Below are 14,102 nucleotides of genomic sequence, written 5' to 3' on the forward strand. Positions count from 1 at the left end.
CTGATGGACTCAACGAAGTGTATCAGTGCCTGTCGCCTGGCTGGCCTCTTGTTCTCGGCGGGCCACCCATTGTTCGATCAGTTCACGCAGTTGTGACAGCTCAACGGGCTTGGCCATATGCCCGTCCATGCCCGACAGGCGTGCACGTTCCTTGTGTTCGGCAAGGATATGCGCGGTCAGGGCGACCACTGGCGTGCGTTTGCGTTGGGTGTTGGCTTCCCAGGCGCGTAACTGCTGGGTGGCGGAAAAACCGTCCAGCACGGGCATTTCGCAATCCATCAGGACCAGGTCATAGCGCTGCGCTTTCATTGCCGCCAAAGCCTCTTCACCATTGCTGGCCGTATCGGGCTCCAGGTTGAGCTTGCCCAGCATGCCCCGAATGACCTTGGTCGAAATGCTGTTGTCTTCGGCAACCAGGATGCGAAAGTCGCTGGGCATCTGGAGTGGCTGATGGCTGAACGATGCGGCGTGCGGCAGGTGTGGCCCTTTGGCCCGCTGGCTGAGTTCCTCGGCCAGGGTCGTCTTGAGGGTATAGCCGGCCACAGGCTTGGCCAGGATCCGCTTGACCCCGGCGTTGCGCGCGATGATCTTGCTTGGCGCATTGCTGATGCCGGTGAGCATGATCAACAGGATGTCGTGGTTCAGGCTCGGGTCTTCCTTGATTTTGGCGGCAAGTTGCATCCCGGTCATGCCTGGCATGTTCTGGTCGAGCAGTACTGCATCGAAGTAGTCCCGCAGGTGGGCCTTGGTGCGCAGCAGGGCCAGTGCTTCCTTGCCTGATGGCACGGCACTGACGTTCATGCCCCAGGCACTGCACTGCTGTACCAGTACTTTTCGGCAAGTGTCGTTGTCATCCACCACCAGCACGCGGGCGTCACGCAACGGGCCGTCCAGGTCGGCGGCGGGTTGTTCCAGGCGCTGCGGATCCAGCGGCAGGGTTATCCAGAGGGTGTTGCCCTGATTGGGGCTGGTCTTGATGCCGAACTCGCCGTGCATCAAGGTGACCAACTGCTTGGCGATGACCAGGCCCAGATGCCCGCCCAGCTTGCTTTCGGAGAGGTAGTGCCGGCTGTTCAGCTCGGCTTGCAGCAAGGCATCGCGATCACTGTCGGCCATCGGTTGGCCGCTGTCCTGTACGGCAATGCGCAAGCGAGGAGTGTCAGTACGTTGGTCCAGGGCGATCACCAGTAGAATTTCGCCCTGATCGACCGTCTTCAGCGCATTCTCCAACAGGCCCAGCAGGGCCTGGCGCAGGCGTGTCGGATCGCCACTGATAACCCGGGGAACTTGCGGCTGGGTGAAGCTGATCAACTCCACATTCTGCTGTTCGGCCTTGGCCCTGAAGATACCCAGGCAATCTTCGATCAGGGCATTGAGGTCGAACTGCACGTCGTCGAGTTCGATCTGCCCGGACTCCAACTTGGAGATGTCGAGGATTTCGTTGATCAGGGTAAGCAGTTCGTTGCCGGCGCTATGAATGGTTTGTACGTAGTCACGTTGCTTGACCGACAGCGGAGTGCCCAGCAGCAGTTCAGTCATGCCCAGCACACCGTTCATGGGCGTGCGGATTTCATGGCTGATCCTGGCGAGAAACTCGGCCTTGGCGTTGACCTCTGCATTGCTCGCGGCCAATGCGCGGCTGGCACTGAAGCGCGCTTCTCTGATGGTACGCAAGCGCTCACTGACGGCCATGTTCAGCAGCAAGCCACTGAGCGCGGTCAGCCCGAGCAGGATGAACAGTAACCATTGGGTCGGCGTACGTGTGAGCACCAGCAGGGCCGGGAGCACAACCAGGCAGCCGATGTTGAACACCAGCATGGCCAGGGTGAGCAGCCTGGCTGGCGCATACCCCTTGTAGCATTGATAGCTGGCCACCAACAGCATGCTCAGGCTGCCTAACGCCATCAGGGCGTAGGTCATCAGGTTCAGCGGCAGGGTATCGACAAACAGCAGCACCAGGCCGCAGAGGCTGATCAGGAGCAGGTCTGCCTGCAGCAGGCGAGTCAGGCGAGGCTGATCGAAGCCATTGAAAAAACGAGCGGTAAAGACCAGGCCGCACAGCGTTGCCAACAGCGCTGTCAGGTACGCCGCAGGGGTTTGGGCAGAATGCCAGAGGTTGATCCAGGGGCTGCCGAGGTTCAGCAGAATCAGTGCGCTGAACAGCATCAGGCCCTGATACGCGGCCAGTGCCAGGCTGGTGGTTGAGCGTGAATAGGCGAAACGGGCGAGGTTGTGCAGTATCAGCATGCCAATGCAACCGAACAGCAGGCCGAACATTACGGCTTCACGCTGGTCGGCGGCGGCTTCGGCAGCAGGTTGCAGGGTTATGTCGGGGCGCAACTGGTGTTCGGAAACCAGCCGTAGATAGACATCCAGTGGCTTTGCACTGTTGGGCAGTCGTAACAAGTGGTCACTGCTACGCAGCACGGGTTCGCTGGTGTCACCGACGCGGCCGTTGAGAGACTGCTTGAGCAGCACGTTGCCATCCAGCACATACAGATCAAGGCTGGACAAGTCCGGAGCGAAGACACGCAACAGTTGTTCGTTCTCGCCCGGGGGTAGCCGATAGTGCAACCACAGTGCGTGATTGGGGGCGGCAGCGTTGAGTCGGCTGATCTGGATAGGACTGAACTGGTTTCGGTAGCGTTCGGAGCGTACATCGCTCAGTTGCAGGTTGGCTTGCTCGTCAAGCAAAACGGCCCATCCACCGCTATGTTCGGCAGACGCCGGAAACAGGCAGAACAGGGTCAGCAGGCTGACGGTGAGGCCAATGGCAATCCTGAGCCAACGCACGACGAAATCCCTTCCTTAGCTGAATGCCGGGGTACCACTATGCGCGGCGGGCCGAGACGAAGGCAAGGCCCGCGCGGGGCCTTGTCGTCTGGTCGGGTACGCCAGGCGTACCCGTGGTCTCGTTTTACTGCTGATGTTCACCGCGCTCACGGGCAATGGCACGGTAGCCAATGTCGTTGCGGTAGAAGCTGCCTTCCCAGCTGATTTCACGGGCCAGGCGGTACGCTTGCTGCTGTGCGGCTTCAACGGTTTCGCCCAGCGCTGTGGCACAGAGTACACGACCGCCGGTGGCGACGATTGCGCCATCCTTGAGTGCGGTACCCGCGTGGAACACCTTGCCGGTCAGTTGGGCAGCAGCGTCCAGGCCGTGGATCGGTGCACCTTTGGTGTAGTCGCCCGGGTAGCCGCCAGCTGCCAAGACCACGCCCAGGCTTGGCTGCGGGTTCCACTGTGCTTCGACCTTGTCCAACGCCTTGGCGAATGCGGCTTCGATCAGCAGCACCAGGCTCGACTCCAGGCGCAGCATGACGGGCTGGGTCTCCGGGTCGCCGAAACGGCAGTTGAACTCGATGACCTTCGGGTTGCCCGCTTTGTCGATCATCAGACCGGCATAGAGGAAGCCCGTGTAGACATTGCCTTCCTCGGCCATGCCGCGAACGGTCGGCCAGATCACCTGGTCCATGACCCGCTGATGCACCTCGGCGGTTACGACCGGTGCTGGCGAGTAGGCACCCATGCCGCCGGTGTTCGGGCCTGTATCGCCGTCGCCGACGCGCTTGTGGTCCTGGCTGGTGGCCATCGGCAGCACATTATTGCCGTCGACCATGACGATGAAGCTGGCTTCTTCGCCATCGAGGAATTCCTCGATCACTACGCGCGAACCGGCTTCACCGAAGGCGTTGCCGGCGAGCATGTCGCGTACGGCGTCTTCGGCTTCTGCCAGGGTCATGGCAACGATCACGCCTTTGCCCGCGGCCAGGCCGTCGGCCTTGATCACGATCGGTGCGCCTTTTTCGCGCAGGTAGGCCAGTGCCGGTTCGATTTCAGTGAAGTTCTGGTAATCGGCGGTCGGAATCTTGTGGCGTGCCAGGAAGTCCTTGGTGAACGCCTTGGAGCCTTCCAGTTGGGCGGCACCCTTGGTTGGGCCGAAGCAGTCCAGACCACGGCTGCGGAACAGATCGACGACGCCAGCGACCAGCGGGCCTTCCGGGCCGACGATGGTCAGGGTGACGTTTTTCTCGGCGAAGTCAGCCAACTGCTCCAGCGCGGTGACGTCGATGGCGACGTTCTCGCACTTGGCTTCGGTAGCGGTACCGGCGTTGCCTGGGGCGACGAAGACTTTCTCGACGCGTGGGTCCTGGGCAACTTTCCAGGCCAGGGCGTGTTCACGACCGCCGCTGCCAATAATCAAAACCTTCATGTCAAAACCTCGATGACGCTAATTCTGGAAACTGCGGGAGCCAGCGTTGTGGCGATGGGCGCGCTGCAGCCCTGGGGACTGCACGCGGCCTGTATCGCTGACAACGCCGGCGCCTGAGCGCTTAGTGGCGGAAGTGGCGCATGCCGGTGAAGACCATTGCAATGCCGGCTTCGTCAGCGGCAGCAATGACTTCTGCATCGCGCATCGAGCCGCCTGGCTGGATCACGGCAGTGATACCCACTTTAGCTGCATTATCGATGCCGTCACGGAACGGGAAGAACGCGTCCGAGGCCATGACCGCACCCTGCACCTGCAGGCCGGCGTGCTCAGCTTTGATCGCAGCAATGCGCGCGGAGTTGACGCGGCTCATCTGGCCTGCGCCAACACCGATGGTCTGACGGTTCTTGGCGTAGACGATCGCGTTGGACTTGACGAACTTGGCCACTTTCCAGGCGAAGATCAGGTCGTTGATTTCCTGTTCGGTCGGCGCGCGCTTGGTCACGACTTTCAGGTCGTTGGCCGAGATCATGCCATTGTCGCGGCTCTGCACCAGCAGGCCGCCGTTGACGCGCTTGTAGTCCCAGGCGGCAGCGCGCTCGGCAGGCCATTCGCCGCAGGTCAGCAGGCGCACGTTGGCTTTGGCTGCAACCACGGCGCGGGCTTCGTCGCTGACGCTTGGGGCGATGATCACTTCGACGAACTGACGCTCGACGATGGCTTTGGCGGTTTCGCCGTCCAGCTCGCGGTTGAAGGCGATGATGCCGCCGAAGGCCGACTCGGTGTCGGTGGCGTAGGCCAGTTCGTAGGCCTGGCGAATACCGCCCTCAGGGCTGACAGCCACGCCGCACGGGTTGGCGTGCTTGACGATGACGCAGGCCGGCTTGACGAAGCTCTTCACGCACTCCAGCGCGGCGTCGGTGTCGGCCACGTTGTTGTACGACAGCTCTTTGCCTTGCAGCTGTACGGCCGTCGAGATGCTGGCTTCGGCTGGCTTGGCTTCAACGTAGAACGCCGCGCTCTGGTGCGGGTTCTCGCCGTAGCGCATTTCCTGGGCTTTTACGAACTGGCTGTTGAAGGTGCGCGGGAATTCGCTGCGGCCTTCGGTGGTCAGGGTTTGCGCCGACTGGTTGATGGTGCCCATGTAGTTGGCAATCATGCCGTCGTAGGCTGCGGTGTGCTCGAAGGCCTTGAGCATCAGGTCGAAACGCTGAGCGTATGTCAGGCCGCCGGCCTTGAGGTTTTCCAGGACGCTGGCGTAATCGCTGGCGTTAACCACGATGGCGACGTCTTTGTGGTTCTTGGCCGCCGAACGCACCATGGTCGGGCCGCCGATGTCGATGTTCTCGATAGCGGTCGGCAGGTCGCAACCTGGCTTGGTGATGGTGGCTTCGAAGGGGTAGAGGTTGACCGCGACCAGATCGATCGGTTTGATCCCGTGCTGTTCCATGATCGCATCGTCGGTACCGCGACGACCGAGGATACCGCCGTGGATTTTCGGGTGCAGGGTCTTGACCCGGCCGTCCATCATTTCAGCGAAGCCGGTGTAGTCGGCGACTTCGACTGCAGCAACGCCGTTGTCCCGGAGCAGCTTGAAGGTGCCGCCGGTGGACAGGATCTCGACACCGAGTTGTTCCAGTTCGCGGGCGAATTCAAGGATCCCGGTCTTGTCGGAAACGCTGATCAAGGCGCGGCGGATCGGCAGGCGGGTGGTCTGGTCGGTCATTTCAGATTCCATAACGCGGTGGTTTCAGCAAAAAAGGCGACCTCATCGAATGGGAGCCGCCTTTTCTGGTTTGGATTCATGCTTAGAGCAGGTCGTACTGCTTGAGTTTCTTGCGCAGCGTGCCACGGTTGAGCCCGAGCAGTTCACTGGCTTTGGTCTGGTTGCCCTTGACGTAGTTCATCACGCTTTCGAGCAACGGCGCTTCGACTTCCGAGAGCACCAGGTTGTACACGTCCGTGACGGCAGCACCCTCGAGGTGCGCGAAGTAGTTGTGCAGCGCCTTCTCCACGCTCCCGCGAAGGGTCTGGCCCTCTTCGCTCGGGGTGTTGAGGTGCTGTTTCAGGTTGACGTTGTCGCTCACGGGCGTTGTTCCACTCACTAAAGTCTCGGTCATCATCGTCATGCGGCCACCCCTTGTCCGTCCTCTGTCTCAAGGCTTTGTTCACGTTCACGGAAAAAGGCGTGAACGTGGGCGCACTGCGCTTGCGTATCGTCCAAACGATTGAACTGGGCGCGAAACTCCTTGGCGCCCGGCAGCGTTGCCAGATACCAGCCGACATGCTTGCGGGCAATGCGTACGCCCATCACATCGCCATAGAAGGCGTGCAGCGCGGCCAGGTGCTCCAGCAGAATTCGTTCCACTTCATCCAACTGCGGTGCCGGCAAGGTTTCGCCGGTGCGCAGGTAATGCTCGATCTCGCGAAAGATCCATGGCCGCCCTTGGGCAGCCCGGCCGATCAACAGGCCGTCGGCTCCAGTGGCGTTCAACACCACACGGGCCTTTTCTGGCGAGGTGATATCGCCGTTGGCAAAAACCGGTATCGACACCGCCTGCTTGATCGCCGCGATGGTGTCGTATTCGGCTTCGCCGGTATACAGGTCGGCGCGGGTGCGTCCATGGACCGCCAGCGCCTGGATGCCGGCCTGCTCGGCGATTTTCGCCACGGTCAGGCCGTTCTTGTTTGCACGGTCCCAGCCCGTGCGGATCTTCAGGGTGACAGGTACGTCCACCGCGGCAACCACCGCATGGAGGATTTCACTGACCAAGGCTTCATCTTTCAATAAAGCAGAGCCTGCGGCTTTGTTGCAGACTTTTTTTGCCGGGCAACCCATATTGATATCAATGATCTGGGCGCCAAACTCGACGTTGGCCCGGGCCGCCGCCGCCAGCATCTGCGCATCACCACCGGCGATCTGTACCGAGCGTGGCTCGGGATCACCTTCGTGGATCATGCGCAGACGCGACTTGCGGCTGTTCCACAGGCTCATGTCGCTGCTGACCATTTCCGAGACAACAAGCCCCGCGCCCATGCGTCGGCAAAGCTGACGAAAAGGCTGGTCCGTCACCCCGGCCATCGGCGCGAGGATCAAGGCATTCTGCAGTGTGTAGGGGCCGATGCGTACCGCCGACATAGGAGTTCCCTGTTGTGGGGCCGGATCATTGGAGTTCGAAAAAGGGATCGCATGATACCCGCTCTCGATGACTGGATAAAGGTCGATTTGGATAAAATCTGAACAGCTATGAGCTTATTCCGACCGGTTACGAGGGCTCGGCAGGCGCCACGAATATGGCGCCGGAGCCCGGAATTACTCGGGCGAGCGGAAACTCAGGCTGTAATTGACGGCCTTTGGCCCCGGATCGAGGATGTCCAGTGCGATGTGAATAGGCGTCTGGCTGGGCATTTCCCCCTTGCCCGCCAATTCGCCACTGAGGTATTCGGCCGGCTTGAAGCGGCGACTGGCAATCAACTGGCCATTGAGGTCGGCGAAGCGCAGTTCCAGCAGGGGAAACGGCTGGGAGAAGGGTGCACGGTTGTAGATGATCGCGTCGACGATCAGTGCGCCAGTGAAATCCGGGTGGCTGCGGACCACCAGGTTGCTGCTCTTTATTCGAGCGATATCGACTTTTGACGGCACGCTGCAGCCCAATTGCGGGCACAGTTGCTGGAACCACGGGCGGTACTGATCCTGGCGAGCCAGTTCATCGAAGTGGTACGCAATGTACTGGGCGGCCAGGCCAGAGGCTGCCAGCAGGATCAACAGGCTCCAGAGCAGGCGACGGCCCCACGAGCTGCGTGGCTTTTGCCAATCGAGCTGCAAAGGGTCGTCTACCAGGTCAAGCAATGGCTCCTTGCGCGCGGGTCGACCGGACACTGCACCCAACGCGGGTTCCTGACGTTCCTGTTCGACCGCTGGTGCTTCATCATCAGCATGCAGGGTGTCGTGTGCCGACAGACGGTCACCCGGCAGGTCGGGCTCATCGTCGTCGGCGCCATGCGCGCGGCGTGGCTCGTCATCGAAGTCGTTTGAGTCGAGCGACAGGGAGGGTTCTGTTCGCGCACCCTGAGCGGGTTCGTGGTCTACCGACCCCTCATCTATCACGGGTGGGTGAGACGCTTCCACCGCAGCTACGGGCGGCTCGTCTGCCGGGTTGCCGAACAGGTCATCGGCCAGTGGTGGTTCATCACCGTCGCGGCTGGCGCTGAGGCCGGTATCACGTCGTGCTGGCCCCTTGAGCTCGGTGATGGGCTGGATTTCGCGCTGTTCCAGGCGCGCCAGCTCTTCATCGAGGTCAAGGTGGTCGAGGTCCAGTTCGGCTGCGCGCCATTCCCGTTGGCTGATCGCCGGGGCTGGCGGATTTGCCGCCGGCGCGCTGAGCGGCGCAGGTGGCTGCTCGGTTTCGGCGGCCTTGTTTGCAGCCTGCTGCTCAAGCAGTTGGCGGGCAGCGTTGAACACTTGCAGACAGTTGCCGCAGCGCACCACACCGCGCGCCACACTCAGTTGAGTGTGGCTGACGCGGAAACTGGTCTGGCAATGGGGGCACTGGGTGACGAAACTGTCGGTCATGCGGCGATCCGAATTGTGCAAGCGTCCATTCTAGGTGCTCTTAGCGACGGCGACCACTGATACGCACCCAGCCATCGCGTTCGACGATTGGGTCCAGCTCGAAGTCATTGGCATAGGCGGCTGCGACCTCTGCGCCTTGCTCGGCGAGAATGCCGGACAGTGCCAGCAAACCACCAGGGCGAACCAGGCTGGAGAGTTGCGGCGCCAGCGAAACCAGTGGTCCGGCGAGGATATTGGCGACCAGTACCTCGGCCTGCATGGCGGGCATCTGCTCTGGCAGGTAGAGCGGGAAGCGTTCATCGGCGATGCCGTTGCGCCCGGCGTTGTCGCGGGAGGCCTCGAGGGCCTGCACGTCGATATCGGTACCGACGGCCTGGCGCGCACCGAGCAACAGTGCGGCGATGGCGAGGATGCCCGAGCCGCAGCCGAAGTCGAGGACTTCACGGCCTTGCAGGTCCTGGCCGTCCAGCCATTCCAGGCACAGCGCGGTGGTCGGGTGGGTGCCGGTGCCGAAGGCCAGGCCCGGGTCGAGCAGCAGGTTGACCGCTTCGGGCTCTGGTGCGGCATGCCAGCTTGGCACGATCCACAGGCGCTTGCCGAAGCGCATTGGCTGGAAGTTGTCCATCCAGCTACGTTCCCAGTCCTGATCCTCGATCACTTCGGCGTGGTGCTCCGGCAGCTCGGCGCCGGTCAGCAGGCGCAGGTGGGCAAACACCGCGTCGGGCTCGGCATCGGCTTCGAACAGGGCCAGCAGGTGGGTGTGCGACCACAGTGGGGTGGTGTTGAGGTCCGGTTCGAAAATTGGCTGGTCTTCGGCATCCATGAAGGTGACGGAGACGGCGCCGACTTCGAGCAGGGCGTCTTCATAGGTTTCGGCTTGTTCCGGGCTGATAGCCAGACGTACTTGCAGCCAGGGCATGGCGTTTACCTTTGGGAAATCTACAGGGGCAGCCAACGGCTGCGTCAAGCGCGCCAGTTTACATGAGTGCGAAGGGTTTGGCGTAGAGGGGATGCATCACCGGCAAGGCCGGAGCCTGCAGACGCGCAGGCACCGACATTGTTGGTGTGATTCAGCGTTTTGACGGCGAGACGATGATCTTCACGTTTTCCTCTTTATTGTTCACCAGCTCGTCAAAGCCGCGCCCGACGATCTGCTCCAGGTCGATGCGCCCGGTCACCAGCGGGGTAATGTCCAGCCGCCCGTCGGCGATGAACGCGATGACGTCAGCAAACTCACCGTTGTACGCCAGGGCGCCGAGGACCTGTTTCTCGGTCGAGACCAGCTCAAAGAAATTGAACTCGCTCGGCTCTTCGAAGATCCCCACCAGTACGCACTTGCCTGCCTTGCGGAGGGTGTCGATGGCTAGTTTGGCGGTGTGCTTGTTGCCGATGCACTCGAAGCTGACATCGGCACCCAAGCCGTTGGTCAGGGCACGGATCTCGGCCAGGGCATCGCATTCCTTCGGATCGAGCACCGCGCTGGCGCCCACCTCCAGGGCCTTGGCCTTGCGTGCGGAGGACATTTCCAGGGCAATCACCTTGGCTGCGCCTGCCGCTTTGGCACACATGATGGTGCACAGGCCGATGGTGCCGGCGCCAACCACGACGACAGTCTGGCCAAGCAGGTTGCCGGCTTTCTTGACCGCATGCATTCCCACCGCCAGGGGCTCGATCAGTGCGCCGGCCTCCCGAGGGAAACCGGCCGGTAGTTTGTACAGCAGGTTGGCCGGTACGTTGACGCGCTCGGCGAATGCACCGTTGTTCATCAGCCCGGTAAAGGCCAGGCGTTCGCAGATGTTGTACAGGCCGTGGGTGCAGTAGTAGCAGGTGCCACAGTGCTGGCAGGCATCGGCGGCGACCGGGTCGCCGACGGCATAGCCTTCGACGCCATCGCCGAGCTTGAGGATTTCGCCACAGAACTCGTGGCCGAGGATGCATTGGCCCTGGATGCCGGTCAGCGGGTGCGGCGCTTCGACCGGAATGAATACCGGGCCGGCCACGTATTCATGCAGGTCGGAACCGCAGATGCCGCACCAGTCCACTTTGATCTGAACCCAGCCCGGCGGTGGGTCGGCGGGCAGTGGTACATCTTCGACGCGGATATCGTGGCGGCCATGCCAGACGGCGGCACGCATGCTAGCGGTGTTGGAAAGGTCGTTCATGGCGTTATCTCCCTGATTGCTCGACGGCCTGAAGGAATGCCAGCAGGCACTGGTTGACCTCTTCGGCGGCTTCCATCTGCAGCATATGCCCCTGGCCGGGGAGGATCTTGACCTGTGCCGGTAGACCGTCCACATGGGTGGCCGGGATGATTGCGTCTTCGGCGCCCCAGAGCAGCAGGCTCGGTTGCTGCTCGACCACCGCACGCAGGTCATGCCGTTGTTGGCCGTTCTCGCAGATCATTTGGGCCAGTTGTCGCAGCGCGCTGTCTACGCCTTCAAGGCGCTTGAACTTGAGCATGTCTTCGAGCATTTGCCGGGTGACCAGCCCGGGGTCGGAGAACAACTGCACCAGTTGCGGTTTGAGTGCGTTGCGGTTGCTGGCCTCGACAAAGCCTTGCAGGTAATTGGCATTGATTTCCCGGCCCAGGCCTGCGCTGGCCAGCAGGCTCAACGAATGCACCCGGGATGGCGCCAGGCGTGCCAGGTTCAGTGCTACCGCGCCGCCCATGGAGTGTCCGGCCAGATGCACCCGTTCGATGTCCAGATGGTCGAGCAGGGCCAGTATGGTTTGGCTCAACTCATCCAGATCGCCCCGTTGCAAAGTCTTGCCGGACTCGCCATGACCGGGCAGGTCGAGGGCAATGACGCGGCGTTCGGCGGCCAGGCTCGGGTGATTGAACAGCCAGTTGTTCAGGTCGCCGCCAAAGCCATGCACCAGCACCAGGGGCGTGCCACCCTGGCCGAGTTCGAAATAGCGCAGGGTGCGCCCGTCCAGATCGATTTTCTGCGGTGCCGGGCCGCTGTCCTGTTCGCCATCGCCGCCGGGGACGAACGCCTCCTGGAAGCGCTGCACAACTTGATCGATGTCTGCGTCGCTGGCCTCGCCTTCGACCACCACCGCGAGCAGGGCACCGACCGGCAAGGTTTCGTCGGGCCGGGCGATCTGTCGGCGCAACACCCCGCTGAACGGTGCTTCGACGCTGCTGGAGATCTTGTCGGTCTCGACATCCAGCACTTCGTCGCCCTTGTTGATTTGCGCGCCTTCTTCCACCAGCCAGGCATCGACCCGGCCTTCGGTCATCGACAGGCCCCATTTGGGCATGGTCAGGGTGTGGATCTGGCTCATGCCGCCTTCCTCCCGGCCATGACCTTGTGCACCGCGGCTTCGATCTTCGCGGCTGTCGGGATATAGAGGTCCTCAAGGGCATCGGAGAATGGCACCGGTGTATGTGGTGCGGTGACCATTTCAATCGGCCCTTTCAGCGCGGCGAAGGCTTTTTGCGCGACCAGCGCGCTGATGTCGGTGGCCATGGAACAGCGCGGGTTGGCTTCGTCGATCACCACCAGACGACCGGTTTTTTCCACGCTTTCCAGAATGCTGTCTTCGTCCAGCGGGCTGGTGGTGCGCAGGTCGATGACTTCGCAGTCGATGCCCTGGCGGGCCAGGCTGGCGGCGGCGTCCATGGCCAGATGAACCATGCGCCCGTAGGTCACCAGGGTGATGTCGTCGCCGTCACGCAGGTAGTTGGCCTCACCGAACGGGATGGTGTAGAGCTCTTCCGGCACCTCGCCCTGCATGCTGTAGAGCAGTTTGTGTTCGCAGAAGATCACCGGATCGTTGTCGCGGATCGCCTGGATCAGCAGGCCCTTGGCGTCATAGGGCGACGATGGGCAGACCACTTTAAGGCCGGGGATATGTGTCCACAGCGAGGTGAGCATTTGCGAGTGCTGGGCGGCCGCACGCAGGCCCGCACCCACCATGGTTCGCATGACCAGCGGGGTGACTGCCTTGCCACCGAACATGTAGCGGAACTTGGCCGCCTGGTTGAGGATCTGGTCGAGGCAGCAGCCGGCAAAGTCGACGAACATCAACTCGCACACCGGGCGCAGGCCTTGGGTGGCGGCCCCGACCGCGGCGCCGACATAGCCGATCTCCGACAGCGGGGCGTCCAGTACGCGCCCGGGAAATTGCGGGTACAGGCCTTTGGTTACGCCCAGTACGCCACCCCAGGCATCCTCGGCGCCGGGTGCGCCGGCACCGCCTGCGACGTCTTCGCCAATGATGAAAACGCTGGTGTCGCGACGCATTTCCTGGGCCAGGGCTTCATTGATGGCCTGCTGGTAAGTGATCTTTCTCGCCATGATGATTCTCCACGCATTCTTGTTGTTGGGGTGGCTCAGGGGTAGGACACGTACACGTCGCTGAGCAGGTCGGCGGCTTCGGGTTTGGGGTCGGACTTGGCGCGGCGTACCGAGTCTTCGATCAGGTCCTCGACCTGGCCGTCGATCTGGTCCAGTTGCTCGGTGCTGAGCAGGCCGGCGCGCACGGTGCGTTCACGGAATTGCATGAGGCAGTCACGGGTTTCTCGCAGGTTTTTCACCTCATCCGGGGCCCGGTAGGTCTGGGCGTCACCTTCGAAGTGGCCGTAGTAGCGGGTCAGCTTGACCTCTACCAGTGAGGGGCCTTGCCCGGCGCGGGCGCGGGCAATGGCGGCACCGGCAGCTTCATGTACGGCAAAGAAGTCGTAGCCATCGATGGTCACCCCCGGCATGCCGAAACCGGCAGCGCGGTCGGCGATGTGATCGCAGGCCACCGACCAGTTCGACGCGGTGGCTTCGGCATAGCCGTTGTTCTCGGCGACGAAGATGCAGGGCAGGTTCATGATCGACGCCAGGTTCATGGCCTCGAACACTGCGCCTTCGTTGGAGCCGCCATCGCCGAAGAACACCACGGCAACGTCATCGGTGCCCTTGAGTTTGGCCGCCAGTGCCGCGCCTGCTACCAGCGGCGCACCCGCACCGACGATACCGTTTGCTCCGAGCATGCCTTTCTCCAGGTCGGCGATGTGCATCGAGCCGCCCTTGCCGCCGCAGACGCCGGTTTTCTTGCCGTAGATCTCGGCCATCATCCCGTACACATCGACGCCCTTGGCAATGCAGTGGCCGTGACCACGGTGGTTGGAGGCAATGCAGTCGCTGTCGCGCAGGTGCGCCATCACCCCAGCGGCGGACGCTTCCTCGCCGGCATACAAGTGGACGAAACCGGGAATCTCGCCGGTGGCGAACTCCACGTGCAGGCGTTCTTCAAAGGCGCGGATGGTGCGCATGACCTGATAGGCATGCAGCAGTTGTTCGGTGGACAGGTGAGTGGACATCT

General features: G+C 62.2%; 11 protein-coding genes. All 11 read right to left on the reverse strand.

Annotation, left to right across the window (positions count from 1 at the left end):
• Window positions 1-9: 9 nt before the first annotated feature.
• The 11 genes from ACZ9H3_RS18215 to ACZ9H3_RS18265 all read right to left on the reverse strand — a co-directional run bounded on the left by ACZ9H3_RS18215 (window position 10) and on the right by ACZ9H3_RS18265 (window position 14,100).
• A complete protein-coding gene (locus tag ACZ9H3_RS18215; RefSeq protein ID WP_330522331.1) occupies window positions 10-2,793 on the reverse strand; it encodes a hybrid sensor histidine kinase/response regulator in 2,784 nt (927 codons plus the stop codon).
• 124 nt (window positions 2,794-2,917) lie between these two features.
• Window positions 2,918-4,213, reverse strand: a complete 1,296-nt coding sequence (purD, locus tag ACZ9H3_RS18220) for a phosphoribosylamine--glycine ligase (RefSeq protein ID WP_065757940.1) — start codon at window positions 4,211-4,213, stop codon at window positions 2,918-2,920.
• Window positions 4,214-4,334: 121 nt separating this feature from the next.
• Window positions 4,335-5,936, reverse strand: coding sequence for a bifunctional phosphoribosylaminoimidazolecarboxamide formyltransferase/IMP cyclohydrolase (gene purH, locus ACZ9H3_RS18225; RefSeq protein ID WP_065757941.1), 1,602 nt, complete (start codon window positions 5,934-5,936; stop codon window positions 4,335-4,337).
• Window positions 5,937-6,018: 82 nt separating this feature from the next.
• Window positions 6,019-6,339 (reverse strand): DNA-binding transcriptional regulator Fis, encoded by a 321-nt coding sequence (gene fis, locus ACZ9H3_RS18230; RefSeq protein WP_003186237.1) that lies wholly within the window; start codon window positions 6,337-6,339, stop codon window positions 6,019-6,021.
• Window positions 6,336-7,349, reverse strand: a complete 1,014-nt coding sequence (dusB, locus tag ACZ9H3_RS18235; protein WP_065757942.1) for a tRNA dihydrouridine synthase DusB — start codon at window positions 7,347-7,349, stop codon at window positions 6,336-6,338. The genes fis and dusB overlap by 4 nt, the downstream gene beginning before the upstream one ends.
• A 174-nt stretch (window positions 7,350-7,523) precedes the next feature.
• Window positions 7,524-8,783 carry a DUF3426 domain-containing protein gene (locus tag ACZ9H3_RS18240; protein ID WP_476221860.1) on the reverse strand — a complete coding sequence of 420 codons (1,260 nt, stop codon included), beginning with the start codon at window positions 8,781-8,783 and terminating at the stop codon, window positions 7,524-7,526.
• A gap of 40 nt (window positions 8,784-8,823) precedes the next feature.
• On the reverse strand, window positions 8,824-9,702 hold the full coding sequence (gene prmA, locus ACZ9H3_RS18245; RefSeq protein ID WP_099773437.1) for a 50S ribosomal protein L11 methyltransferase: 879 nt from the start codon (window positions 9,700-9,702) through the stop codon (window positions 8,824-8,826).
• A gap of 151 nt (window positions 9,703-9,853) precedes the next feature.
• Entirely contained in the window at window positions 9,854-10,918 is a 1,065-nt protein-coding gene (locus tag ACZ9H3_RS18250; RefSeq protein ID WP_330522370.1) for a 2,3-butanediol dehydrogenase, read from the reverse strand.
• Window positions 10,919-10,949: 31 nt separating this feature from the next.
• On the reverse strand, window positions 10,950-12,071 hold the full coding sequence (locus ACZ9H3_RS18255; RefSeq protein ID WP_476221862.1) for an acetoin dehydrogenase dihydrolipoyllysine-residue acetyltransferase subunit: 1,122 nt from the start codon (window positions 12,069-12,071) through the stop codon (window positions 10,950-10,952).
• On the reverse strand, window positions 12,068-13,087 hold the full coding sequence (locus ACZ9H3_RS18260; RefSeq protein WP_409277273.1) for an alpha-ketoacid dehydrogenase subunit beta: 1,020 nt from the start codon (window positions 13,085-13,087) through the stop codon (window positions 12,068-12,070). Before ACZ9H3_RS18260 ends, ACZ9H3_RS18255 begins: the two co-directional genes overlap by 4 nt.
• Before the next feature lie 35 nt (window positions 13,088-13,122).
• Window positions 13,123-14,100: a thiamine pyrophosphate-dependent dehydrogenase E1 component subunit alpha gene (locus tag ACZ9H3_RS18265; protein WP_065757977.1), complete on the reverse strand. Its 978-nt coding sequence runs from the start codon at window positions 14,098-14,100 to the stop codon at window positions 13,123-13,125.
• Between the last annotated feature and the right edge of the window lie 2 nt (window positions 14,101-14,102).

The organism is Pseudomonas sp. TE3910 (genome assembly GCF_056279025.1).

Excerpts from the sequence above, each read along its gene's own strand:
- purD (WP_065757940.1), bottom strand. The coding sequence starts at position 4,213 with ATGAAGGTTTTGATTATTGGCAGCGGCGGTCGTGAACACGCCCTGGCC.
- purH (WP_065757941.1), bottom strand. The coding sequence starts at position 5,936 with ATGACCGACCAGACCACCCGCCTGCCGATCCGCCGCGCCTTGATCAGC.
- fis (WP_003186237.1), bottom strand. The coding sequence starts at position 6,339 with ATGACGATGATGACCGAGACTTTAGTGAGTGGAACAACGCCCGTGAGC.
- dusB (WP_065757942.1), bottom strand. The coding sequence starts at position 7,349 with ATGTCGGCGGTACGCATCGGCCCCTACACACTGCAGAATGCCTTGATC.
- ACZ9H3_RS18240 (WP_476221860.1), bottom strand. The coding sequence starts at position 8,783 with ATGACCGACAGTTTCGTCACCCAGTGCCCCCATTGCCAGACCAGTTTC.
- prmA (WP_099773437.1), bottom strand. The coding sequence starts at position 9,702 with ATGCCCTGGCTGCAAGTACGTCTGGCTATCAGCCCGGAACAAGCCGAA.
- ACZ9H3_RS18250 (WP_330522370.1), bottom strand. The coding sequence starts at position 10,918 with ATGCGTGCCGCCGTCTGGCATGGCCGCCACGATATCCGCGTCGAAGAT.
- ACZ9H3_RS18255 (WP_476221862.1), bottom strand. The coding sequence starts at position 12,071 with ATGAGCCAGATCCACACCCTGACCATGCCCAAATGGGGCCTGTCGATG.
- ACZ9H3_RS18260 (WP_409277273.1), bottom strand. The coding sequence starts at position 13,087 with ATGGCGAGAAAGATCACTTACCAGCAGGCCATCAATGAAGCCCTGGCC.
- ACZ9H3_RS18265 (WP_065757977.1), bottom strand. The coding sequence starts at position 14,100 with ATGTCCACTCACCTGTCCACCGAACAACTGCTGCATGCCTATCAGGTC.